Raw genomic sequence first — 21036 nt, 5'->3', positions numbered from 1 at the left:
TCTCTTCGCCAGAAAGGCAATCCACTACAAAACGAAGCCGCTCGTCCATGATGCCAGTCTCTCGCCAAACCATCGCCGGGTCCTCCGGCGAGGGAGAAAACTGTCACCTATGCAATCGGTCCATTCTGTTACCTATCTATCCGGTTCGGACACAGCCCCTTTCTCCCCGTCACTATACGGGGAGAAATGCCCGGCAGGGCAATGAGGGGCGGCGCCGACTTCCCGTCTGATGCAAAATGCTTTTCGCAGCGCTTGCGCATCGGGCATCGCGCGGGCTTTGCTGGCGCCAAAGATTCGCGAGGGTGACAGGCATGGATACGGTCACGATCAAGGCAAGGGGCATCTCGGTCGCGCTCGACCTTGCGGTCGGCCACATCGCAGACATGACGGTCGAGGCCGACGGCCGCCGGCTGCAGCCGCTGCATCGCGCGCCCTGGGTCGGCGCGCCGCGCGAGAGCCTGCCGCAGGACCTGCCCGAGGGCACGGTGCGACTCTCCGGCGATTTCCTCTGCGCGCCGTTCTCGCGCGCTGATGTCGAGGAGGCGCCGCTGCATGGCTGGCCGGCGAACAGCGCCTGGGACCTGGTTGAAGATAGCGCCGTCAGCGATGGCTGGCGCGCCAGCTTCCGGCTGCGCCGCAAGGTCATGGGTGCCAGCGTCGACAAGGTGCTGACGCTGCGCGACACCCACCCCTTCCTCTACCAGGAGCATGTCTTTTCCGGCGGCGCCGGCGCCATTTCCGTCGCCCACCATCCAATGACGGTAATGCAGGGCGGCGGGTCTCTCGCCTTCTCGCCGAAGCGCTATGCGGCGACGCCGGGCGACCCGCTGGAGCCCGATCCGGCGCGCGGCCGTTTCCTCCTTGCCTACCCCGCCCGCTCGGCCGATCTGACCCGGTTTCCCACGGCAGCCGGCGGCACCGCCGATCTCACCGAGTATCGCATAGAGGACAGGCGCGAGGATTTCCTGACGCTGGTGGAAGCCGATCACGGCGGGCCGGGCTGGACGGCGCTTGCGCGCCATGCCGAGCAGGACCTGGTGCTGGTGCTGAAGAACCCGGCCGAATTGCCCATCACCATGCTGTGGTTCAGCAATGGCGGCCGCGACTACGCGCCGTGGGGCGGCCGCCATCTCGGGGTGCTCGGCATCGAGGACGGTCGCGCCGCGGTCGGCCACGCCGCCTCGCTCGGCGACAACTGGCTGAAGCGCGAAGGCGTCGCCACCGCCTTTGCGCTTGCCGAAGGCCGCAGCGTCTCCTTCCGCCATGTCATCGGCGCCGTGCCTTTCGCCGGCGGCGAGCCGCCGCGCGACATCGAGGCCGCGCGCGACCACATGCGCATAACCGGCGCCGACGGCATGGTTCGGGAGATCGCTTTCGACGGCGATTTCCTGCGCCTCGGCCGCTCCGTTCCGGCCTGAACGCCGGGCATCCCGCGCGGGTTTGAAATTTCCGCCGACTGCCGCCAAGATGCGGCCGAAAATCGCTACCGGAAAGGCGCCGATGTCCGAGATCGCCCATATCACAGCCGCCATCTTCAAGCGCGCCGGCAAGGCCAAGCGCTTCGTCGTCGCCATCGCCGGCCCGCCCGGCGCCGGCAAGTCGACGCTGTCCGGCAGGCTGCATGAACTGCTGCCGGAAGGCGCTTCCGAAGTGGTGCCGATGGACGGCTTCCACTTTGACGACATCGTGCTCAACCGCCGTGGTCTGCGCGCGCGCAAGGGCGCGCCGGAGACCTTCGACTTCGCCGGCTTCGAGACGCTGCTGAAGCGCATCCGCTCGGGCGAGCCCGACATTGCCATTCCGGTGTTCGACCGCGGCATGGAACTGTCGCGCGCCGCGGCCGAGATCATCGGCGCCGACACCAAGTTCATCCTGGTCGAGGGCAACTATCTGCTGCTCGACGAGGAGCCGTGGTCGCGGCTGGCGCCTCTGTTCGATTTCACCATCTTCGTCGACGTGCCGCGGGGCGAGCTCGAGCGCCGCCTGATGGAGCGCTGGCGCGGCCATGGCCGCTCCGACGAGGACGCCCGCGCCTGGATCGCCTCCAACGACATGCCCAACATCGATCGCGTGCTGGCGCGGCGGCGGGTCGCCGATCTCGTCATCGGCGAACCGGGCTAAGGCGAACTCGTTCAATTTGCAGCAATTTCCGAGCGGAACCTTAAGACTTTCCGGTCGTTATGCCGACATCCTGATTGTGTCGTTTGAAGGACTCGTCCGATGGCTACCAGCACAAGAAAACCCGTCAAGGGCAAGGCAGCTCCGCGCAAGGCCACCCAAGCGAAAAACGGCGCCGGCCCGGCAATAGCCGAGCGCTCGAAGGACGCCAAGCCAGCCTTCGGCAAGGCGGCGCCCAAGAAGGTGGTGCCGGGCGCGGTGCACAAGGCCGCCGTGAAGGCGCCGAAGTCGCACAAGCCGGCGGCAGCCAAGTCGGGCCCGATCCGCACCGTGGCAAGCATTGCAACGGGCGCGGTGGCCGCCACAGCGCGGCTCGCGGCTTCGGTGATTGGCAGAGGTGGCGCGAAAGCCAAGGCGAAGTAGGGTCGGCCTTTCAGCCCCTGGCGGGGATGGTGAGGCCTCTCTGCACCGCCGGCCGCGCCAGTCCGCGCTCCAGCCATGCCGCCACGAGCGGAAAGTCGTCGAAGCCGACGAGTTCGCGCGCCTCGTAGAAGCCGATCAAATTGCGCACCCAGCCGAGCATCGAGATGTCGGCGATGGTGTAGTCGTCATCCATGATCCAGCTGCGGCCCTTGAGCCTGGTTTCGAGCACGCCGATCAGCCGCCGCGACTCGTCGCGATAGCGCTCCAGCGGCCGCTTGTCGGCGATCTCGCGCCCGGCGAATTTGTTGAAGAAGCCGACCTGGCCGAAGATCGGGCCGATCGCGGCCATCTGGAAGAACACCCACTGGATCGTCTCGTAGCGACGGATCGGATCGGCGGGGATCAGCTTGCCGGTCTTGTCAGTGAGATAAAGCAGGATGGCGCCGGATTCGAACAGGCCGATCGGCTTGCCGCCGGGGCCGTTCGGATCGATGATCGCCGGGATCTTGCCGTTGGGGTTGAGCGACAGGAATTCCGGCGTCCAGCTTTCGTTCTTGCCGATGTTGACCGCATGCGGCTCGTAGGCAAGGCCAAGCTCCTCCAGCGTGATCGACACCTTCACCCCGTTCGGCGTCGGGAAGGAATAGAGCTGGATGCGATCGGGATGGGCGGCCGGCCAGCGCATGGCGATCGGAAAGGCGGACAGGTCGGTCATCGAAGGCTCCTGGGCGGGGACTGGGCGCCGGACGGCGGTCGTGGCGGGTCGCCATGAGTTAGGCGCGCGGCCCGCCGCGATCAATATGCAAGCGAGGGTTCCGGACCGTCGATGGAAATGACCCTGGCGGAAATAGAGGCCGTCAGACCGCCTTGAAGGCCAGCACCGCATTGGTGCCGCCAAAGGCGAAACCGTTGCTGATCGCGGCGCGCACCTTGCGTTCGCGCGCGACATTCGGCGTCACGTCGAGATCGCAATCCGGGTCGGCCTCGCGGAAGTTCGCCGTCGGCGGCACGATGCCGTCGCGGATCGCCATCACGCAGGCGATCATCTCCAGCCCGCCCGAGGCGCCGAGGCAGTGCGCATGCATCGACTTGGTCGAGGATATGGAAAGCGCGCGCGCGTGCTCGCCGAAGACGCGCTTGATTGCCGCCGTCTCGATCTGGTCGTTGGCCTTGGTGCCGGTGCCGTGCGCGTTGAGATAGTCGATGTCCTCGGGATTGAGGCCGGCGTCGGCGAGGCAGAAGCGCATTGCCGCCTCCGGCCCCTCGACGGTCGGCGCGACGATGTCGGAGGCGTCGGCGGAGAGGCCGGCGCCGGCGATCTCGGCGAGGATTGTGGCGCCGCGCGCCATGGCGTGGTCGTAGCTTTCCAGCACCGCCATGCCGGCGCCTTCGCCGAGCACCAGGCCTTGGCGGTCGGCCGAGAACGGCCGGCAGGTTTCGGGCGACAGCACGCGCAGCGCCTCCCAGCCCTTCAGCACGCCCCAGACCAGCGGCGCGTCGGTGCCGCCGGCGACCATGACGTCGGCGCGGCCGAGCCGGATCTGGTCGACAGCCGTGGCGATCGCGTGGTTGGCCGACGAGCAGGCCGAGGTGACGCCGAAGACCGGCCCGCGCAGCCCGAGATTCATGCTGACCTGGCCCGAGGCGGCGCCTGGCATCACCTTCGGTACGGTGAAGATGCCGGCGCGGTTTTTCTTGTCGATCAAAATGGCGCGGTAGTTTTCCTCGATCGCCTCGAAGCCGCAGACGCCGACGCCGACGATCGTGCCCATCCGGTAGGTATTGTCCGCATGCGTCGCCAGTCCGGACTGCTGCATGGCTTCGCGTGCCGCGATCACCGCCAGCAGGCTGAAGCGATCCATCGACACCAGCTGCTTGCGGTCGATGCCGTGCTCGGGCAACTCCTTGATCTCGCAGCCGATCTTGACCTTCAAATCGTGCAGCAGCGGATTGTCGATCGGCCCGATCGCCGAGCGGCCGGCGCGCATTTCGCTCCAGATGGCGGTGGCATCGGTGCCAAGCCCGCAGAGTCCGCCGATGCCGGTAATGACGACGCGTTTCAGCATGCGGTCAGGCTTTTTTCGCGATCAGCGCGCGAACCGCCTCGACCATGTCGCCGACATTCTTCAGATTGCTCCAGGCATCGACCGTGTTCATCTCGATCTCGATGCCATACTCTTCCTCGAGATCGAAGATGATCTCGGTCAGTTCCAGTGAATGGATGCCCAGCGCGGTCAATTCGGTGCTGGTGGTGATCTCTTCGCCGCCGGGCTCGGCATGAGCCTTGATCTTCGCGATGATGTCCGTCGCCAGCTGATCAGCCATTCGGTCTCTTCCCCACTTTGTCGTTTCCCGACGCCAATCGATCAGCGCCCCTTTTATCCCCGGATTCGCATCGTCGTCGTCGCTTCATGCTCCGTCAGACGTCGCATGACCGTTCCAAGGTGGCTCCCTCTATAGAAACCGAAACGCTGTCAAGCAACAAGCTATATATCGACAAAGCCGCCGGAGTGCTTAACGTTGGCGGCATGGACATGATGGCAACTCTCTCGACTTCAGCGCCGACTGCACAGCGTGTTGCCGGGCGAGCCAGGCTTTTCTGCGGCAGGAAGGACGGCCGCACGCGGCTCGAGCGTCTTTACCAGGACGGCTCGGCCAAGATCCGCATGCCGGCCGTCTCGGTCGACCCGCTGGAAGCCGTGCTGATCAACACCGCCGGCGGCCTGACCGGCGGCGACCGCCTTGCCTGGCAGGTCGACGTCGGCGCCGGTGCCTCTGCCTCGATCACCACCCAGGCCTGCGAGAAGGTCTATCGAGCTGCCTCCGACCGTGCCGAAATGCGGGTCGAGCTGAATGTCGGCGCAGGCGGCAGCCTCGCCTGGCTGCCGCAGGAAACCATCGTCTTCGACCGCGCGGCTTTCGCCCGCAGCCTCGACGTCGAGCTTGCCGCCGGCGCCGAGGCGCTGTTGCTGGAGGCCACCGTGTTCGGCCGCCTGGCCATGGGCGAAAGGACGACGGAAGGCAGCTTCCATGACCGCTGGCGTGTCCGCCAGGAGGGCGCTCTCGTCCACGCCGAGGATTTCCGCATAGGGCCGGACATAGCGGCTGCGCTCGGCCGCCCGGCCGTCGCCGGCGGCGCCGCCGCGGTCGCGACACTGCTGATGGTCTCGCCGCGGGCGGAGGCTTTTCTCGATCCGGCGCGCGCCATCATCGGCGATGCGGGCGGCGCCAGCGTCTGGACCGTCAACCAATCTGGCAAGCTTCTTGCGAGGCTGTTCGCCGAGGACGGCTACCGGCTCCGCAAGCGGCTGGTTCCGCTTGTCGAATTGCTCAACGGACGGGCCGGCCTGCCCAAATTATGGTCACTCTGAAGCTGATTACGCCAATCCGGGAAGACGCATGAACCTGACGCCGAGGGAAAAGGACAAGCTGCTCATCGCCATGGCGGCGATCGTGGCGCGCAAGCGGCTGGAGCGCGGCGTCAAGCTCAACCACCCGGAGGCGATCGCTTTAATCACCGACTTCGTCGTTGAAGGCGCCCGCGACGGCCGCCCGGTCGCTGAGCTGATGGAGGCCGGCGCCCATGTCGTCACCCGCGCGCAGGTGATGGATGGCATCGCCGAGATGATCCACGACGTGCAGGTGGAGGCGACGTTTCCCGACGGCACCAAGCTGGTGACCGTGCACGAGCCGATACGCTGAGGAGGAAAAGATGCTGGAGCTGCGCCCCAACTGCGAATGCTGCGACAAGGACCTGCCGCCGGAGGCGACGGATGCATTGATCTGCACCTTCGAATGCACCTTCTGCGCCGATTGCGCTGGAAACGTGCTCGGCGGCGTCTGCCCGAACTGCGGCGGCAATTTTACGGCGCGGCCGATCCGGCCGGCGGCCATGCTGAAGAAATACCCGGCTTCCACCAAACGCGTGCTCAAGGCCGAGGGTTGCGGCCCCCGCGTGGCCGCCTGACCGTCCCCAGAGAAGGCATAAGAGAAGGCAAATCGATGATCTCAGCTTCGACCAAACGCACCACGCTGACCGCCGTCATGCTGCTGGCAGCGGCGATGCCCGCCTATGCCCATGTCGGCGTCGGCACGACCTCGTCCTTCACCGCCGGCTTCATGCATCCGCTGTCCGGCCTCGACCACATGACCGCGATGGTCGCGGTCGGGCTCTGGGCGGCGCTCAAGGGTGGCAAGGCGATATGGGCATGGCCGCTGGCCTTCGTCGGCGTCATGCTGGCGGGCGGCGCGCTCGGCATGCTGCATGTGCCGGTACCCTTCGTCGAGCCGGGCATTCTTGCCTCTGTCGTGGCGCTTGGCCTGCTGGTGGCACTTGCGGTTGACCTGCCTGTCTCGGCCGGTGTCGCAATCATCGGCCTGTTCGCGCTGTTCCATGGTCACGCCCATGGCACGGAAGTGCCCGAAAACGCCGGCGGGCTGGAATACATGGCGGGCTTTGCCGGCGCTACCGCGCTGCTCCACGCCACCGGCATTGCCGCCGCGCTTGGGCTTGGCATGCGCTTCCGCGGCCTTGCCCGCGCCGCCGGTGCCGCTTGCGCGGCCGTCGGCGTCGGCCTCGTCTGCGGCGTGCTGTGAGGCTGGCGATGATCCCCGGCGAAGTCATCACCGCCAAAGGCGATATCGAGCTCAACAAGGGCCTGCCGACGCTGACGCTGAAAGTCGCCAACAGCGGCGACCGGCCGATCCAGGTCGGCAGCCACTATCATTTCTTCGAGACCAATGAAGGGCTGAAATTCGACCGCGAGGCCGCCAGGGGCATGCGCCTCGATATCGCCGCCGGCACGGCGATCCGCTTCGAGCCGGGGCAGGAGCGCGACGTCACGCTGGTGCCGCTCGGGGGAAAACGCGAAGTCTACGGTTTTCAGCAGAAGGTGATGGGCAAGCTGTGAGGCCGTTGGCGCCTGGAGCTGTCGGTCCATTCCGCGCGTCCGGCTCAGCCTGGCGGCTTGGCTGCCGCATAGATAACGACTTTCCCCGGATCGTCGAACGCGACGGCGACGACGTCCTCTGCCTGCACGCGCCGCGAATCGATGGCGTTGAACAGCAGCGCGTTGGCTTCGATCTCCTTGCGCAGCTCCGCGATGTCGTCCCGGTGCTGCTCGATCTTGCTCTCGATCGCCGGCGGCGGTCCGCCTTCGCTGCGTGCGGCGTCGGTGAGGAACACGATGTCGACCTTGTCGAGCTTGGAGGTCTTGCGCACCGCGCCGATGTTCTCGCGCGTCCGGTCGATCGCGCTGGCGACCTTGCCTGCCTGGGCGGTGGTCTTGCTCTCTTCCTGCTCGACGTCGGAGCCGACGATGCGGTCGACCGTCTCCTTGTTTTCGAGCCCTTGCGCGTTCAGTCCGGCAAGGGGCGCGGCCGCCAGCAGCAGCGCCACGGCGGCTGCGCTTTTCAGCCTCGTAACGGAGAAGGGGTTGATCGCCATGGCTCGCTCCTGAGGGGGGTCGCTTCCGGACGCGGTGCAGCGCGACAGGGACGAAACGGCTTCCGTCCGGCGATGGTTCCCTCTTCGGCGCCGTGGGCGGACCGGGTGCCGGTCCGCCGCGGCCGGTCGTCAGCTCGCCTTCTTGGTGATCAGGGTCAGCGCGCCGCCGGTGTTCATGCTGGCAGCGACCACTTGCGCCGAGGTGAGCCCCTTGGCTTCCAGCGCCGACTTCACCTTGGGCGTCGCGTCGATAGAGCTGCGCAGTTTCTGCAGCCCGGCCTCGCCGCGCTCGGCGATCACCTGGTTGACCTGCGTCTGGGTGTCCTTGGGCAGCTCGGTGATGTCGACGATGTTGACGCTCTGGATCGTCGGCACGGCCGGCTGCGCGCCGGGCGCCGCGGGAGCGGTCGGCGCGGGCTGCTGCTGCTGGGCAGGCTGCTGCTGGGCGCTGGCGGCGCTCGCCAGCATCGCGGCAGCGGCGGCCGCCAGAAGTGTCGTTTTGCGCATGGATTTTCCTTCCATCGATTTGGCAAACGGTCGTTTCGGGGTGACTCGCCCACCTCAACCGCCAAATGGGAACACAAGGTGTCGCCCAGCGGGTCATTGCGTGACCATAGGATGGCGCCAATGTGGAGCCCGGCTTCGATCGGGCCGCTTTTCGGGAGCAAGTGCTGATGGCTAGAATTACCCGCGCCGCCTATGCGCAGATGTACGGCCCGACGGTCGGCGACAAGGTGCGGCTTGCCGACACCGAGCTCATCATCGAAGTCGAGAAGGATCTAACGCTCCACGGCGAGGAGGTGAAATTCGGCGGCGGCAAAGTGATCCGCGACGGCATGGGCCAGAGCCAGGTGTCGCGCGCCCAGGGCGCCGTCGACACCGTCATCACCAACGCTTTGGTCATCGATGCCACCGCCGGCATCTTCAAGGCCGACATCGGCCTCAGGGACGGCCGCATCGCCGCCATCGGCAAGGCCGGCAATCCGGACATGCAGGACGGCGTCACCATCATCATCGGCCCCGGCACCGAGATCATCGCCGGCGAGGGCAAGATCCTCACCGCCGGCGGCTTCGACGCGCATATCCACTTCATCTGCCCGCAGCAGATCGAGGAAGCGCTGATGAGCGGCATCACCACCATGCTCGGCGGCGGCACCGGTCCGGCGCACGGCACCTTGGCCACCACCTGCACGCCGGGCCCTTGGCATATGGCGCGCATGATCCAGTCCTTCGACGCTTTTCCAATGAACATCGGCCTCTCCGGCAAGGGCAATGCCTCGCTGCCGGCGGGGCTGGAAGAAATGGTGCTGGCCGGCGCCTGCTCGCTGAAGCTGCACGAGGACTGGGGCACGACGCCGGCGGCGATCGACTGCTGCCTGTCGGTCGCCGACGCCTATGACGTGCAGGTGATGATCCACACCGACACGCTGAACGAGTCCGGCTTCGTCGAGAACACGGTGGCGGCGATCAAGGGCCGCACCATCCATGCCTTCCACACCGAGGGCGCCGGCGGCGGCCATGCGCCCGACATCATCAAGGTCTGCGGCCTGCCCAACGTCATCCCGTCCTCGACCAATCCGACAAGGCCCTACACGGTCAACACGCTGGCCGAGCATCTCGACATGCTGATGGTCTGCCACCATCTGTCGCCGTCGATCCCCGAGGACATCGCCTTCGCCGAAAGCCGCATCCGCAAGGAAACGATCGCCGCCGAAGATATCTTGCACGACATCGGCGCCTTCTCGATCATCTCGTCGGACAGCCAGGCCATGGGCCGCGTCGGCGAGGTGGCGATCCGCTGCTGGCAGACCGCCGACAAGATGAAGCGCCAGCGCGGTTCGCTGCCTGAGGAGACCGGCGACAACGACAATTTCCGCGTCCGCCGCTACATCGCCAAATACACCATCAACCCGGCCATCGCGCACGGCCTGTCGAGGGAGATCGGCTCGGTGGCGGTCGGAAAACGCGCCGATCTGGTGCTGTGGAACCCGGCCTTCTTCGGCGTCAAGCCGGAGATGGTGCTGGTCGGCGGCTCGATCGCCGCCGCCCCGATGGGCGATCCCAACGCCTCGATCCCGACGCCGCAGCCGATGCACTACCGGCCGATGTTCGGCGCCTATGGCAAGGCGCTGACCAACTCCTCGGTGACGTTCGTGTCGAAGGCGGCGCTCGACGCCGGCCTGCAAGAGAAGCTCGGCGTCGACAAGGCGATGGTCGCCGTCGAGAACACGCGCGGCGGCATCGGCAAGCATTCGATGGTGCTCAACGACGCCACGCCACACGTCGAGGTCGATCCGGAAACCTACGAAGTGCGCGCCGACGGCGAGTTGCTGACCTGCGAGCCGGCCACCGTGCTGCCGATGGCGCAGCGGTATTTCCTGTTCTAGGCGGCCGTTGAGCCGCGCTCGTTGAGCCCATTGGGTTAGGGGCTGCGATGGTTTAGGGTCCGGGAAAAAGCAGGGTTCAACTATATGTACAAGGCCGTCGGATCGCGCGGGTCCCGGGTCAGCCGCGTCCTGTGGATGCTCGAGGAGCTCGGGCAGCCCTATGAATTCGTCGAGGTCAAGCTGCGCTCGCCCGAAGCTTACGCGCTCAACCCCTCCGGCAAGGTGCCGATCCTGATCGACGGCGATCTGAAGGTCACCGATTCCGCGGCGATCTGCGTCTATCTTGCCGAAAAGCATGCCGACAAAGGCATGGGCGCCAATCCGGGTCTCGCCGGCCGCGCCGAGATGGACTCCTGGATGCATTTCGCCCAGTCGGAATTCGAGGCGCCGCTGTGGAACAAGCTGCGCCACCGCTTCATTCTGCCGAAGGAAGTCCGCGTCGATGTCGGCCCCGCCGCCGCCCACGATTTCGCCGCGGAGGTCAAGGCGCTCGATCGTCGGCTCGGCGACAAGCCTTTCGCGCTCGGCGACCGATTTTCCGCGGTCGATGTGCTGCTTGGCGACATGGGTGGCTGGGCTCGCGCCGGCCGGTTTCCGATCGAGTCCGAACGCGTCAATGCCTATTTCGAGCGCGTGCTGTCGCGTCCCGCCCGCGCGCGGGCGCAAGCTAATGGCGGAGCCATGAGATGAAACTGAACATCAACACCGATTTCACCAAATTCCCGCGCGCGATCTCCGTTCTCGCCGCGGACAAGGCCGGAGCGACCGTCCCTTACGCCAGGGCAGTGCTTGCCCATGACGAGCGGCATCTGCGCCGCCGCGCCATCGAGACCGAGACCGGCGACAAGGTGCTGGTCGACCTGCCCGAGCCGGTGGCTCTCGACAATGGCGACCGGCTGGTGCTGGAGGACGGCCGCCAGCTCGAGATCGTCGCAGCACCCGAGGACGTCTACGATATCCGTGCCCGCGATGCCGTGCATCTCACCGCGCTCGCCTGGCATATCGGCAACCGCCATCTCGCGGCGGCGATCGAGGCCGACCGCATCCTCATCCTACGCGACCATGTAATCAAGGCGATGCTGGAAGGTCTCGGCGCCACGGTGCGCGAGGTCACCGAGCCGTTCAAGCCGGTGCGCGGCGCCTATTCAGGCCATGCCGGCCACGATCACGACCATGGCCATGCGCACAGCCACGCCGAAGCGCATTCCCATGCGCATGGCGGCGAGCATTCCCACAGCCATTCGCACAGTCATTCCCATTCGCATGATGACCATCACCACCATGACTGAGCAGCCATCCGGCATCGCCCTGCTGCGGCTGATGGCGTGGCTGTCGCCGGCCTTTCCGGTCGGCGGCTTCTCCTACAGCCATGGCCTCGAACGCGCCGTGCAGGACGGGTTTGTGGCCGACAGACAAAGCCTTGCCGCCTGGCTGGAGGCGCTGGTCGAGATGGGCTCGGGCTGGAACGACGCCGTGCTGTTTGCCGAGAGCTGGCGCCGTGCCAGCGAGGTCGGCGATCTCGGCGAGATCGCGGCCGTCGCCGAAGCATTGGCAGGCTCGCGCGAGCGTCATGCCGAGACCATGCTGCAGGGCGCGGCCTTCCTCAAGGCAGCCTCGGCCTGGCCCAGTCCTGTGCTGGGGCGCCTGCCGGCCGATTGCCCTTACTGCGTCGCTGTCGGCGCCGTTGCCGGCGGCAACGGCATTGGCCTGACGGACGCGCTCTCCGCCTTCCTGCAGGCCTTCTTCTCCAACCTCGTCCAGGTGGCGATCCGGCTCGGCGTCGTCGGCCAGGTCGACGCTACGGCATCGTTAGCCGGCTTCGAGCCGCTCGCGCTGGCGACGGCCGCCCGCGCCGCCACTTCTTCGCTCGACGATCTCGGTGGCTGCGCCTTCGTCTCCGACGTCATGGCAATGCGGCACGAAACCCAGTACTCCCGGTTGTTCCGCTCATGATCGTGCTCGCCTTCGCGCTCTCGCTCGTCCTGCTCCTCATCACCGCGCTGCATGTCTATTGGGGCATCGGCGGCATCTGGCCGGGCACCGATGCCAAGTCATGCGCCCGAGCCGTCGTCGGCTTCCGCGGCGTCGACGAGATGCCGTCGCCTGGCGCCAGCTTTGCCGTCGCCGCCTGCCTTGGCCTGGCGACGCTGTGGCCACTGGCGCTCGAGGGGGTCTTTGCCTCGCCCTTTCCCAAGCCTGGCCTGGCCGCCACTTCGCTGCTCATCGCGCTGGTCTTCCTCGGGCGCGGCACCGCCGGCTTCACGCCATGGTGGCGCCGGCTGGCGCCCGAACAGCCTTTCGCGCGGCTCGACCAGCGCCTCTATTCGCCGCTCTGCCTGCTGATCGGAGCAGGCTTCGCAATCCTCGCCATCACGGAGTTTTCCGCATGACCCAGGCCAATGGCCCCCTTCGCATCGGCATCGGCGGTCCCGTCGGCTCCGGCAAGACGACGCTCACCGAAAAGCTTTGCAAGGCGCTGCGCGACGACTTCTCCATTGCCGTCGTCACCAACGACATCTACACCAGGGAAGACGCCATGATGCTGGCCCGCCTGCAGGCGCTGCCGGAGGAGCGCATCGTCGGCGTCGAGACGGGGGGGTGCCCACACACCGCCATCCGCGAGGACGCCTCGATCAATCTGCAGGCGATCGCCGAACTGAACCGCAAATTTCCGGACCTCGACGTCATCTTCATCGAATCCGGCGGCGACAATCTTGCCGCCACCTTCTCGCCCGACCTCGCCGACCTCACGCTCTATGTCATCTCGGTCTGCCAGGGCGAGGAGATCCCGAGGAAGGGCGGGCCGGCCATCACCCGCTCCGATTTCCTCATCATCAACAAGAGCGATCTGGCGCCCTATGTGAACGTCAACCTCGAAATCATGGAGAGCGACGCCGCCCGCATGCGCGGCAAGCGGCCGTTCGGCTTCACCGACCTGTCGCGCGGCAAGGGCCTCAAGGAGGTGATCGAGTTCATCGTCGAGCATGGCGGGTTGCAGTCGGCGCGCCCGGCGGCCTGACCCACGAGTTTGCCGTTGCTGGCTGGCCTTCAGCGCGGCATTGTCGCCAAAACCGGAGGATTTTCGATGAGCATCGCCCGCCTGCAGAAGGAACCGCTGAGCAACCTGCCCTTCTACGCGGAGCGCGTCGACCTCGCCTGCGCCTTCCGCTGGACGGCGCGGCTCAACATGCATGAGGCGGTGGCCAATCATTTCTCGCTAGCCGTCAACGACGACGGCACCAGATTCCTGATGAACCCCAACCAGGTGCATTTCTCGCGTATCAAGGCGAGCGACCTGCTGCTGATCGACGCCAACGATCCCGCTACGCTCTCCGGCCCCAATGCGCCGGACCCGACGGCCTGGGGCCTGCATGGCGCCATCCATCGCAACGTGCCGCATGCGCGCTGCGTCATGCATGTGCACTCGATTCACGCCACCGTGCTCGCCTCGCTGGCCGACTCTCGCCTGCCGCCGATCGACCAGAACTCGGCCACCTTCTTCAACCGTCATGTCGTCGACGCCCATTATGGCGGGCTGGCCTTCGAGGAGGAGGGCGAGCGCTGCTCGCAGCTTCTGACCGATCCCAAGGTGAAGGTCATGGTCATGGGCAATCATGGCGTGCTGGTCATCGGCGACACTGCCGCCGACACCTTCAACCGCATGTTCTATTTCGAGCGCGCCGCCGAGACATACATCAAGGCGCTATGGACCGGCCGTCCGCTGCGCACCCTGTCCGACGCCATCGCCGAAAAGACCGCGGCTGAAGCCAACAACTATCCGGGCCAGGCCGAACGCCATCTCGCCGAGCTGAAGGCGATCCTCGACGAGCAGGAACCGGCCTACCGGAACTGAGGCCTCTTCCTTCTCCCCATCACGCATACGCCATGCACACATCTTCTGTGACTGGCGTGACTGATCAGGCCGAGGCTTGATCGCCACGTGGTTCCCCCAATCCGTCGCTGCTTCGCAGCGCCACCTTTCCCCCTCCGGAGGGAAAGGAAGGGAGCGTTGACGGCAAAAAGCTTGGTGCCTTTCCTCTACCCCGTCGATCGGGGGAGAGGTGGCTCGGCGAAGCCGAGACGGAGTGGGGGTCGACCAGCGCTACATTAGACAATCCATGCGCCAAGCTACACGGTATCGCCAATGACCAGCCGCTTAGGATGACGGCGCCGACGCTTACGAGTTCGCTTAGAGCCCCAATTGCGCCCGCAATTCATCAGCGCTGTTGATCACCACGGCCCCCGGCGGCCCAGCCATCGGCGCTTCCGGCCAGAACATCGTGCGCATCCCCGCCGCAAGGCCGGCCATGGCGCCGGTCAGGCTGTCGTCGACCGCGACGGATTGCGCCGGATCGACCTCGGCCAGATGAGCGGCGCGCAGGAACGGCTCGGGATAGGGCTTGCCTTCGCGCACGTCGTTGCGGCTGATCGTCTTCATACCGGGGTAGATCAGGCCCACGGCGCGCAGATTGGCGTCGACGATCAGCCGGTCGGAATTGGAGACAACCGCTTGCTCGACACCGCGTTCGCGCAATTCGTTGAAGATCTCGATCGCGCCCGGGCGCGGCTTCAGCGTCTCGGCCAGCGGCAGGTAGTGATCGTATTTGCGCACGATCCAGTCGTCGAACGGCAGGTCGAGCCCGAATTCGGCGCGCAGCATTTCGTAGACCGGCCATGCGGCGACGCCCAGCACCCGCTCATGCAGATTGGTCGGCGGCGCGATGCCGACGCTGCGCAGCGCCGCCACCAGGGCCGCCTCGTGCAACGGCTCGCTGTCGACCAGCGTCCCGTCCATATCCCAGAAAACCGCTTTCGGCGTCATGCAAGGCTCCTTTGCCGATCCCCTTAATCGGTTTGCGGGCCGAGATAAACCGTCAAGCAGGCCTTCCTTTGCCGCCGTCCCCACTCCAGGTCACATCGCAAGTGCAGGCAATTGCCCTGCCGATAGACAATTGCGCGTTGGCACATTCCCTGTAAGCTAGTGGTCCCGCGCACTGTTGGGCGGGTTTGGGAGGCAGAAGTGAATTCGCGGCAGGACAGCGGCAGCAACCGGTTGGACGACGCGGCGCGCGCCGGCTGGCTGTATTATGTTGCCGGCAACACGCAGGACCAGATCGCCTTGACGCTTGGCATTTCCCGCCAGACAGCGCAGCGGCTGGTGTCGCTGGCGGTCTCGGAAGGGCTGATCAAGGTGCGTGTCGACCATCCGATCGCCAATTGCCTCGACCTGGCAGCGCGGCTCAAATCGCGCTTCGCGCTCGATCTGGTCGAAGTGGTGCCGAGCGATCCCACCTCGTCCTCGACGACGATCGGCGTCGCCGAGGCGGCGGCTGCGGAAATCGAGCGGCGGCTGCGTTCCCCGGAACCCCTGGTCATGGCGATCGGCACCGGGCGCACGCTGAAGGCGGCGATCGAGCAACTGCCGCCGATGGAATGCCCGCAGCACAAGGTGGTGTCGTTGACCGGCAACATCTCGCCGGACGGCTCCGCCGCCTTCTACAACGTCATCTTCACCATGGCCGACAGGGTCAAGGCGCGCTCCTTCCCGATGCCGCTGCCGGTCATCGCCTCCTCGCCGGAAGAGCGCGACATGCTGCTCAGCCAGCCGATGATCCAGCCGACGCTGGCACTGGCGGCGGAAGCCGACGTTACCTTCGTCGGCATCGGTGATCTCGGCCCCAAGGCCCCGCTCTACGAGGACGGCTTCATTTCCGAGGGCGAGTTGAAGTCGCTGCAGAAAGCCGGCGGCATCGCCGAGATCGTCGGCTGGGTGTTCGACCGCGAGGGCCGCATGATCGACGGCATCACCAATGACCGCGTCTCTTCGGCGGCGTTGCCGTCGCGCGAAAGGTCGCTGGTCATTGCGCTCGCCATGGGCGAGCGCAAATTGCCCGGCATCCTCGCCGCCGTGAACCGGCGTCTGGTCAACGGCCTCATCACCGACGAGCGAACCGCGACAGCCTTGCTTGGCGTATGATCTGCGCCTCGGGTTCGGAGCCGTTCATGCGCCAAGCCAGCAGGCGCTCCGATCTCCGATAAAATCAGCAGGGCCTAATTGTAGGGATCGAAATTGCCGTTGCCGTCCAGCAAGCCCATGTCGCGCTGCAGGTGCGGTGACAGCTCCCTGATGTCGAGATAGGCCCGCCGCTTCGCCCGATGGTGCGCAAATCCACGCGCAAGCCATGAAAACCAAGCCTGGCCTGGAACGAGAAGCAGTTTTTCCTGTACCGTGGTCATCATCGTCAGCCTTCGCTATGTCTGGACGAGAGGTGTCGTCGACCCCAGATATCGGTCCGATCGGCCGCTGCGACCAATCAAACGTCGATCACGGCCCATAAGGAGCCCTTATGCCCGAACTCAGCTCACGGCAGCTCGCCCAGCTCCCGCCGCTCGCCGCGATCCGGGTCTTCGAGGCGGTGGCGCGGCATCTCTCCTTCACCAAGGCGGCAACCGAGCTCGGCATGACGCAAGCCGCGGCGAGCTACCAGATCAAGCTGCTCGAGGAGCGCGTCGGCTCGCCGCTGTTCCTGCGCAAGCCCAAGCAGATCGTGCTGACCGAAGCCGGTCAGCGCCTGGCGCCGGCGGTCAGCGAGGCCTTCGCCCTGTTGAGCGGCGCCTATGCCGCGGCCCGCGGCGGCGCCGACGGCGTGCTCTGCGTCTCGACGCTGCTCACCTTTGCTTCCAACTGGCTTGCCCGGCATCTCGGCTCCTTCCAGGTCGCGCATCCCTCGCTCGCCGTCCGCCTCGACACCTCGAACCGCCTGGTCGACTTCGCCCGCGAGGACATCGACATCGCCATCCGCTCGGGCGGCGGCACCTGGCCGGGCGTCGAGGTGCACAGGCTGTTCAATGCCGATTTCACCCCTGTGCTCAGCCCGGAGCTTGCCGCCAGCATCGGCGGCGTCAGGGAGCCGGCCGATCTCCTGCGCCTGCCGATCCTCGATCCCGGCGACATCTGGTGGCGGGACTGGTTCACCGCCGCCGGCCTGCCGGTCGAGGAACTGGCCAGGCGCCCCAACACCAGCATGGGCGCCCAGGCCTATGAGGCCAATGCCGCGATCGCCGGCCAGGGCGTGGCGATCGTGACCAGGGCGCTGTTCAAGGCGGAGCTCGCCGACGGCCGCCTGATCCAGCCTTTCGATCTGGTCGGCGACGATGGCCATGCCTATTGGCTGGTCTATCCGACGGCGCGCCGCAACGTGCCGAAGATCCGCGCCTTCCGCGACTGGATCCTGGCCGAGATCGCCTGCCAATAGGCTGATCGCCAAAACCCGTCCCTGGCCAACCCCGCCGGCGCCTCTTCATGCCATCCGACCGTGCGCTTTTGCGTGTCGGCGCAGGGGTCACTTGTGCTGCGCTGCAGCATCGAATCCGGCTTGACATAATTCACACCAGATGAGTAATTGCTCACAGCCAAGGCAAATGCTCACTTGGTTTATGGGAGGAATTTGATGAAACTTCGCACGCTCACCCTGGGCCTGTTGTCGGCCAGCGCTCTTGCGTTCGCCGCGCACGCCGAATCCATCACCATCGCCACCGTCAACAATGGCGATATGGTCCGCATGCAGAAGCTGACCGACGACTTCACCAAGAAGAACCCCGACATCCAGCTGAACTGGGTCACGCTCGAGGAAAACGTGCTGCGCGAGCGCGTCACCACCGACATCGCCACCAAGGGCGGCCAGTACGACGTCATGACCATCGGCACCTACGAGGTTCCGATCTGGGCCAAGCAAAGCTGGCTGCTGCCGCTCGACAAGCTCGGCGACGACTACGACACCAAGGACATCATTCCGGCCATCGCCGGCGGCCTGTCGGTCGACGGCAAGCTCTATGCCGCGCCCTTCTACGGCGAGAGCTCCTTCGTCATGTACCGCAAGGACCTGATGGAGAAGGCCGGGCTGACCATGCCCGATGCGCCGACCTGGGACTTCATCAAGCAGGCCGCCGACAAGATGACCGACCGCGCCAACGGCGTGAACGGCGTCTGCCTCCGCGGCAAGGCCGGCTGGGGCGAGAACATGGCCTTCCTGACCGCCATGTCGAACTCCTTCGGCGCCCGCTGGTTCGACGAGAACTGGAAGCCGCAGTTCGACCAGCCCGAATGGAAGAACACGCTGCAGTTCTATGTCGACCTGATGAAGGCCGACGGTCCCGAGGGCGCCTCGTCCAACGGCTTCAACGAGAACCTGGCGCTGTTCCAGCAGGGCAAGTGCGGCATGTGGATCGACGCCACCGTCGCCGCCTCCTTCGTCTCAGACCCGAAGAACTCCACCGTCGCCGACAAGGTCGGCTATGCGCTGGCGCCCGACAATGGCCTGGGCAAGCGCGGCAACTGGCTGTGGGCATGGTCGCTGGCAATTCCCGCCGGCACGCAGAAGGCGGAAGCGGCCGAGAAGTTCGTCTCCTGGGCAACCTCGAAGGGCTATCTCGATCTGGTCGCGGCGAAGGAAGGCTGGGCCAACGTTCCGCCGGGAACGCGCACCTCGCTCTACAACAACGCCGAGTACCAGAAGGCGGCGCCCTTCGCCAAGATGACGCTGGACTCCATCAACGCGGCCGACCCGACGCATCCGACGGTCAAGCCGGTGCCCTATGTCGGCGTGCAGTTCGTCGCCATTCCTGAGTTCCAGGGTCTCGGCACCACTGTCGGCCAGCTGTTCTCGGCGGCACTCGCCGGCCAGTCGAGCGTCGACGACGCGCTGAAGCAGGCTCAGGACGCAGCCACCGCGGCGATGACCGAAGGCGGCTACATCAAGTAAGGCTCCTCCCGGTGCCGAACGCCGGTAGCGCATCATGACCGGCATTGGCCGCCCGAATCCCAGTCGGGCGGCCACCTTCACAATCTCGGAAATTGTGAAACAACTCTAAAATCCGGCTGACATTTGGAGGGTGACCGTCATGGCTACTCAGCAGACCCGTTCGCTTGCCCGCTTCATGATGGCGCCATCGGTGATCCTACTGTTCGTCTGGATGATCGTGCCGCTTGCCTTCACGCTCTGGTTCTCGTTCCTGCAATACAATCCGCTGAACCCGATCCGCGACGGTTTTGTCTGGTTCTCCAACTACAAGCTGTTCTACTCCAACCCGGCATTCTTTGCGGCCATTCTCAACACGCTGACCATCGTCGTCAGCGTGCTGGTGATCACGGTGGTCGGCGGCATCCTCCTGGCGATGCTCATCGACCAGCCGATGTGGGGACAAGGCATCGTCCGCATCCTCGTCATCTCGCCGTTCTTCGTCATGCCGCCGGTAGCGGCGCTGGTCTGGAAGAACATGATTATGCACCCGCAATACGGCGTCTTCGCCGATATTGCGCGCTTCTTCGGCGGCCAGCCGATCGACTGGTTCGGCCAGCATCCGCTGACCGCCGTCATCATCATCGTCGCCTGGCAGTGGCTGCCCTTCGCCACGCTGATCCTGTTGACCTCGCTGCAGTCGCTCGACGGCGAGCAGAAGGAGGCGGCCGAGATGGACGGCGCCGGCTTCCTCAGCCGCTTCATCTATCTGACGCTGCCGCACATGTCGCGCGCCATCACCGTCGTCATCCTGATCCAGACGATCTTCCTGCTCTCGGTCTACGCCGAGATCCTGGTCACCACCAATGGCGGCCCCGGCTACGCCTCCACCAACCTGCCCTTCCTCGTCTATCAGAAGGCGCTGCTCGAATTCAAAATCGGCCAGGCGTCCGCCGGTGGCGTGATCGCCGTCATTCTCGCCAACATCGTCGCCTTCTTCGCCATGCGCGCAGTCGGCAAGAACCTCGATAAGTAAGGGAGGATAAGATGGCACGCGCAGTCACCACCCAGCACAAGACGATCGCCACGGTGGCGGCCTGGATCGTCGCCCTGCTGATCTTCTTCCCGATCCTCTACACGATCATCACTTCGTTCAAATCGGAGCAGGAGGCGATCCAGGGCTTCGCCCTGATCCCTTCGGGGACGTTCGAGAGCTATTCCGAGGTCCAGGCGCAGAGCGGTTATTTCAAGTTCTTCCTGAATTCGGTGATCCTGTCGGTTGGCTCGACCATCCTGGCGCTCATCATCGCCATCCCGGCGGCCTGGTCGATGGCCTTCTCGCCGACCAAGCGCACCAAGGACATCCTGATGTGGATGCTGTCCACCAAGATGATGCCGGCGGTCGCGGTGCTGTTCCCGATCTACCTGATCTTCCGCGACACCGGCTTGCTCGACAGCCGCGTCGGTCTGATGGTCATGCTGATGCTGATCAACCTGCCGATCGTGGTGTGGATGCTCTACACCTATTTCCGCGAGATCCCGGGCGAGATCCTGGAGGCTGCGCGCATGGACGGCGCCTCGCTGTGGAACGAGATCGTCTATGTGCTCACCCCGATGGCGGTGCCGGGCATTGCCTCGACCATGCTCTTGAACATCATCCTGGCCTGGAACGAAGCCTTCTGGACGATCCGGTTGACCACCACCGAGGCGGCGCCGCTGACCGCCTTCATCAGCTCCTTCTCCAGCCCGCAAGGCCTGTTCTGGGCCAAGCTGTCGGCGGCCTCGACGCTGGCCATCGCGCCGATCCTGATCATGGGCTGGTTCAGCCAGAAGCAGCTGGTGCGCGGCCTGACATTCGGCGCGGTGAAGTAGTAGGGCGCCGCAAGCGGCGGACGACGGACAATAATCCCTCGGGGAGGAAACC

27 protein-coding genes are annotated in these 21036 nt (G+C 65.7%); 20 read left to right on the top strand and 7 right to left on the bottom strand.

Annotated features, from left to right (window positions below; translation table 11 throughout):
- The first annotated feature begins 311 nt into the window (after positions 1 to 311).
- The 3 genes from EN846_RS03385 (at position 312) to EN846_RS03375 (ending at position 2541) form a co-directional block, all read left to right on the top strand.
- Positions 312 to 1418: a hypothetical protein gene (locus tag EN846_RS03385; RefSeq protein ID WP_135859558.1), complete on the top strand. Its 1107-nt coding sequence runs from the start codon at positions 312 to 314 to the stop codon at positions 1416 to 1418.
- A gap of 82 nt (positions 1419 to 1500) precedes the next feature.
- On the top strand, positions 1501 to 2121 hold the full coding sequence (locus EN846_RS03380; protein ID WP_127282636.1) for a nucleoside triphosphate hydrolase: 621 nt from the start codon (positions 1501 to 1503) through the stop codon (positions 2119 to 2121).
- 99 nt (positions 2122 to 2220) lie between these two features.
- Complete coding sequence (locus EN846_RS03375; protein WP_127394252.1) at positions 2221 to 2541, top strand: hypothetical protein; 321 nt, start codon at positions 2221 to 2223, stop codon at positions 2539 to 2541.
- Positions 2542 to 2551: 10 nt separating this feature from the next.
- Here the strand turns inward: EN846_RS03375 and EN846_RS03370 are convergent, their stop codons facing one another.
- The 3 genes from EN846_RS03370 to EN846_RS03360 all read right to left on the bottom strand — a co-directional run bounded on the left by EN846_RS03370 (position 2552) and on the right by EN846_RS03360 (position 4866).
- A complete protein-coding gene (locus EN846_RS03370) occupies positions 2552 to 3256 on the bottom strand; it encodes a glutathione S-transferase N-terminal domain-containing protein (RefSeq protein ID WP_127394253.1) in 705 nt (234 codons plus the stop codon).
- A gap of 142 nt (positions 3257 to 3398) precedes the next feature.
- Positions 3399 to 4607 carry a beta-ketoacyl-[acyl-carrier-protein] synthase family protein gene (locus tag EN846_RS03365; protein ID WP_127393887.1) on the bottom strand — a complete coding sequence of 403 codons (1209 nt, stop codon included), beginning with the start codon at positions 4605 to 4607 and terminating at the stop codon, positions 3399 to 3401.
- Between the two features lie 4 nt (positions 4608 to 4611).
- Positions 4612 to 4866 (bottom strand): acyl carrier protein, encoded by a 255-nt coding sequence (locus EN846_RS03360; protein WP_127282632.1) that lies wholly within the window; start codon positions 4864 to 4866, stop codon positions 4612 to 4614.
- A gap of 209 nt (positions 4867 to 5075) precedes the next feature.
- Between EN846_RS03360 and EN846_RS03355 the strand changes: the two genes are divergently transcribed.
- The 5 genes from EN846_RS03355 to EN846_RS03335 are packed head-to-tail and all read left to right on the top strand — an operon-like array spanning position 5076 to position 7451.
- A complete protein-coding gene (locus EN846_RS03355) occupies positions 5076 to 5912 on the top strand; it encodes an urease accessory protein UreD (RefSeq protein WP_127310193.1) in 837 nt (278 codons plus the stop codon).
- Positions 5913 to 5940: 28 nt separating this feature from the next.
- Positions 5941 to 6243, top strand: coding sequence for an urease subunit gamma (locus EN846_RS03350; RefSeq protein WP_095805092.1), 303 nt, complete (start codon positions 5941 to 5943; stop codon positions 6241 to 6243).
- A gap of 10 nt (positions 6244 to 6253) precedes the next feature.
- The gene (locus EN846_RS03345) at positions 6254 to 6508 is read left to right on the top strand and encodes a DUF1272 domain-containing protein (RefSeq protein ID WP_127310194.1); all 255 of its coding nucleotides are present in this window, start codon (positions 6254 to 6256) and stop codon (positions 6506 to 6508) included.
- Positions 6509 to 6543: 35 nt separating this feature from the next.
- Positions 6544 to 7137, top strand: coding sequence for a HupE/UreJ family protein (locus EN846_RS03340; RefSeq protein WP_127393886.1), 594 nt, complete (start codon positions 6544 to 6546; stop codon positions 7135 to 7137).
- An 8-nt stretch (positions 7138 to 7145) separates the two neighbouring features.
- Entirely contained in the window at positions 7146 to 7451 is a 306-nt protein-coding gene (locus tag EN846_RS03335) for an urease subunit beta (RefSeq protein ID WP_126057054.1), read from the top strand.
- 44 nt (positions 7452 to 7495) lie between these two features.
- Here the strand turns inward: EN846_RS03335 and EN846_RS03330 are convergent, their stop codons facing one another.
- Both EN846_RS03330 and EN846_RS03325 read right to left on the bottom strand, forming a co-directional pair.
- Positions 7496 to 7987 (bottom strand): hypothetical protein, encoded by a 492-nt coding sequence (locus EN846_RS03330; protein ID WP_127394388.1) that lies wholly within the window; start codon positions 7985 to 7987, stop codon positions 7496 to 7498.
- A gap of 129 nt (positions 7988 to 8116) precedes the next feature.
- Entirely contained in the window at positions 8117 to 8494 is a 378-nt protein-coding gene (locus EN846_RS03325) for a hypothetical protein (protein WP_127282627.1), read from the bottom strand.
- Positions 8495 to 8658: 164 nt separating this feature from the next.
- Between EN846_RS03325 and ureC the strand changes: the two genes are divergently transcribed.
- The 7 genes from ureC to EN846_RS03290 all read left to right on the top strand — a co-directional run bounded on the left by ureC (position 8659) and on the right by EN846_RS03290 (position 14227).
- The gene (gene ureC, locus EN846_RS03320; RefSeq protein ID WP_189379701.1) at positions 8659 to 10374 is read left to right on the top strand and encodes an urease subunit alpha; all 1716 of its coding nucleotides are present in this window, start codon (positions 8659 to 8661) and stop codon (positions 10372 to 10374) included.
- 84 nt (positions 10375 to 10458) lie between these two features.
- Positions 10459 to 11064 carry a glutathione S-transferase family protein gene (locus EN846_RS03315; protein ID WP_127282625.1) on the top strand — a complete coding sequence of 202 codons (606 nt, stop codon included), beginning with the start codon at positions 10459 to 10461 and terminating at the stop codon, positions 11062 to 11064.
- Positions 11061 to 11663, top strand: a complete 603-nt coding sequence (ureE, locus tag EN846_RS03310; RefSeq protein WP_127282624.1) for an urease accessory protein UreE — start codon at positions 11061 to 11063, stop codon at positions 11661 to 11663. The genes EN846_RS03315 and ureE overlap by 4 nt, the downstream gene beginning before the upstream one ends.
- Positions 11656 to 12327, top strand: a complete 672-nt coding sequence (locus EN846_RS03305) for an urease accessory protein UreF (protein WP_189379794.1) — start codon at positions 11656 to 11658, stop codon at positions 12325 to 12327. Before ureE ends, EN846_RS03305 begins: the two co-directional genes overlap by 8 nt.
- On the top strand, positions 12324 to 12764 hold the full coding sequence (locus EN846_RS03300; RefSeq protein ID WP_127282623.1) for a DUF3995 domain-containing protein: 441 nt from the start codon (positions 12324 to 12326) through the stop codon (positions 12762 to 12764). Before EN846_RS03305 ends, EN846_RS03300 begins: the two co-directional genes overlap by 4 nt.
- Complete coding sequence (gene ureG / locus EN846_RS03295) at positions 12761 to 13393, top strand: urease accessory protein UreG (RefSeq protein WP_127282622.1); 633 nt, start codon at positions 12761 to 12763, stop codon at positions 13391 to 13393. Before EN846_RS03300 ends, ureG begins: the two co-directional genes overlap by 4 nt.
- A gap of 66 nt (positions 13394 to 13459) precedes the next feature.
- Entirely contained in the window at positions 13460 to 14227 is a 768-nt protein-coding gene (locus tag EN846_RS03290) for a class II aldolase and adducin N-terminal domain-containing protein (RefSeq protein WP_127282621.1), read from the top strand.
- Between the two features lie 336 nt (positions 14228 to 14563).
- Here EN846_RS03290 and EN846_RS03285 read toward each other — a convergent pair whose 3' ends face one another.
- On the bottom strand, positions 14564 to 15196 hold the full coding sequence (locus tag EN846_RS03285) for an HAD family phosphatase (protein WP_127282620.1): 633 nt from the start codon (positions 15194 to 15196) through the stop codon (positions 14564 to 14566).
- 198 nt (positions 15197 to 15394) lie between these two features.
- On the opposite strand from EN846_RS03285, the gene EN846_RS03280 reads away from it, so the two are divergent.
- Positions 15395 to 16351, top strand: a complete 957-nt coding sequence (locus EN846_RS03280) for a sugar-binding transcriptional regulator (protein ID WP_127392237.1) — start codon at positions 15395 to 15397, stop codon at positions 16349 to 16351.
- Between the two features lie 74 nt (positions 16352 to 16425).
- Here EN846_RS03280 and EN846_RS03275 read toward each other — a convergent pair whose 3' ends face one another.
- Entirely contained in the window at positions 16426 to 16611 is a 186-nt protein-coding gene (locus tag EN846_RS03275; protein ID WP_127392246.1) for a hypothetical protein, read from the bottom strand.
- Between the two features lie 110 nt (positions 16612 to 16721).
- On the opposite strand from EN846_RS03275, the gene gcvA reads away from it, so the two are divergent.
- From gcvA to EN846_RS03255, 4 genes are all read left to right on the top strand, one after another.
- On the top strand, positions 16722 to 17630 hold the full coding sequence (gene gcvA / locus EN846_RS03270; protein WP_135859559.1) for a transcriptional regulator GcvA: 909 nt from the start codon (positions 16722 to 16724) through the stop codon (positions 17628 to 17630).
- Between the two features lie 195 nt (positions 17631 to 17825).
- Complete coding sequence (locus EN846_RS03265) at positions 17826 to 19136, top strand: sugar ABC transporter substrate-binding protein (protein ID WP_127392239.1); 1311 nt, start codon at positions 17826 to 17828, stop codon at positions 19134 to 19136.
- Between the two features lie 139 nt (positions 19137 to 19275).
- Complete coding sequence (locus EN846_RS03260; protein WP_126057039.1) at positions 19276 to 20148, top strand: sugar ABC transporter permease; 873 nt, start codon at positions 19276 to 19278, stop codon at positions 20146 to 20148.
- An 11-nt stretch (positions 20149 to 20159) separates the two neighbouring features.
- Complete coding sequence (locus EN846_RS03255) at positions 20160 to 20984, top strand: carbohydrate ABC transporter permease (RefSeq protein ID WP_126057038.1); 825 nt, start codon at positions 20160 to 20162, stop codon at positions 20982 to 20984.
- Positions 20985 to 21036 lie beyond the last annotated feature (52 nt).

The sequence above is a fragment of the Mesorhizobium sp. M4B.F.Ca.ET.203.01.1.1 genome (genome assembly GCF_004791025.1).
Classification (GTDB): Bacteria; Pseudomonadota; Alphaproteobacteria; order Rhizobiales; family Rhizobiaceae; genus Mesorhizobium; species Mesorhizobium abyssinicae.
This window is presented reverse-complemented; position numbering and strand designations above follow the sequence as displayed.